The organism is Fictibacillus iocasae (genome assembly GCF_042665465.1).
GTDB classification, from domain to species: domain Bacteria; phylum Bacillota; class Bacilli; order Bacillales; family Fictibacillaceae; genus Fictibacillus; species Fictibacillus iocasae.
Genome location: NZ_JBHTCP010000029.1, coordinates 1 through 1575, shown reverse-complemented (window position 1 = coordinate 1575; position 1575 = coordinate 1). Strand labels below are relative to the sequence as shown.

Annotated in this window: 1 protein-coding gene; it reads left to right on the top strand. The window is 47.4% G+C overall.

Annotated features, from left to right (window positions below; genetic code table 11):
- The first annotated feature begins 239 nt into the window (after positions 1 to 239).
- Positions 240 to 1496 (top strand): group II intron reverse transcriptase/maturase, encoded by a 1257-nt coding sequence (ltrA, locus tag ACFQPF_RS11445; RefSeq protein ID WP_379749734.1) that lies wholly within the window; start codon positions 240 to 242, stop codon positions 1494 to 1496.
- Positions 1497 to 1575 lie beyond the last annotated feature (79 nt).

Below are 1575 nucleotides of genomic sequence, written 5' to 3'. Positions count from 1 at the left end.
CGTCGTTGTGAAACGGCGTTGAACGGCAGGAAGTCAGCAGAAGCCATAGTACTTCGCACCTTGCGAAGGAAGGGCTGAACTTGTTAGGAAGAATGGCGCCTGCACGTACATCTCATTCAATGAAACAGAAAAGAAATTCCTGCTTGAAGGAGGAGACGGTGAGTCCCGTGGGGGACTTCAAGAGGGTGGAGAATGAAGATGACACAAACAGGAAGACCATTCACGCAGGAGGAATATCTATGATGGAACGAATTGTGTCGCGAGAGAATACACTGCGCGCACTCAAACGCGTAGAAAAGAATAAAGGAAGCCACGGTATCGACGGAATGCCTGTGCAAAACCTGCGAGCGCATATGGTCGAGAACTGGCATGACCTGAAAGATTCTCTACTGTCAGGCACCTATATTCCTTCTCCCGTCCGTCGAGTCGAAATCCCGAAACCAGACGGAGGAGTAAGGAAGTTAGGCATCCCGACCGTGACCGATCGTTTCATCCAGCAAGCAGTTACCCAAGCTTTAACTCCGATTTACGACCCGACATTCTCGCCGTGCAGCTTCGGTTTCCGACCAGGAAAGCGTGCGCACGACGCAGTCAAACTCGCTCAGTCTTACATCCGAGAAGGATATCGCTGGGTTGTAGATATTGATTTAGAGAAGTTCTTCGACAAGGTCAACCACGACCGATTGATGACAACATTGGCACGAACTATAAAGGACGTGTCGCTCATTAAACTTATCCGAAAGTACTTACAAGCCGGTGTGATGGAGAATGGACTAACAACGATGAACGTCGAAGGGACACCACAAGGTGGTCCCCTTAGTCCTCTCCTCTCCAACATCGTGTTAGACGAACTGGATAAGGAACTTGAACGCAGAGATCATCGCTTTGTACGTTATGCGGACGACTGCAATATCTATGTAAAATCAAGAAGAGCAGGCGAACGGGTTATGAACGACATTACGTCATTCATCGAAAAGAAACTAAAACTGAAGGTCAACCGTGCTAAAAGTGCGGTCGACCGTCCATGGAAAAGAAAATTTCTAGGATTCAGCTTTACCAACCATATAGAACCTAAAGTTCGTATATCACCATCTTCCATCAAACGGTTCAAGAAGAAAATTCGAGAGCTGACAAGTAGAAGGTGGTCGATTCCTATGGAATATAGAATTCGGGAACTAAATAAATACCTGGTGGGCTGGATGTCCTATTACTCTCTAGCTCAGACACGCTCGGTCATAGCTGGACTAGAGAAATGGCTAAGTCGAAGACTCCGAATGATTCGCTGGAAAGAATGGAAGAACCCGAGGACTCGGGTTAGAAACTTAAACAGTTTAGGTGTTCGTAAGGATAAAGCTTATGAATGGGGAAATTCGAGAAAGGGATACTGGAGAATTGCCAAAAGTCCAATCCTACACATAACCCTCGGGAAAGCCTACTGGCTCTCCCGAGGGTTGAAGAGTTTAACTGCTAGATATGATGCTCTGCGTAAGACTTAACAGGAACCGCCGTATACGGAACCGTACGTACGGTGGTACGAGAGGATGTGGAGGCTAGGCGCCTCCCCCTATCTCAATT

Excerpts from the sequence above, each read along its gene's own strand:
- ltrA (WP_379749734.1), top strand. The coding sequence starts at position 240 with ATGATGGAACGAATTGTGTCGCGAGAGAATACACTGCGCGCACTCAAA.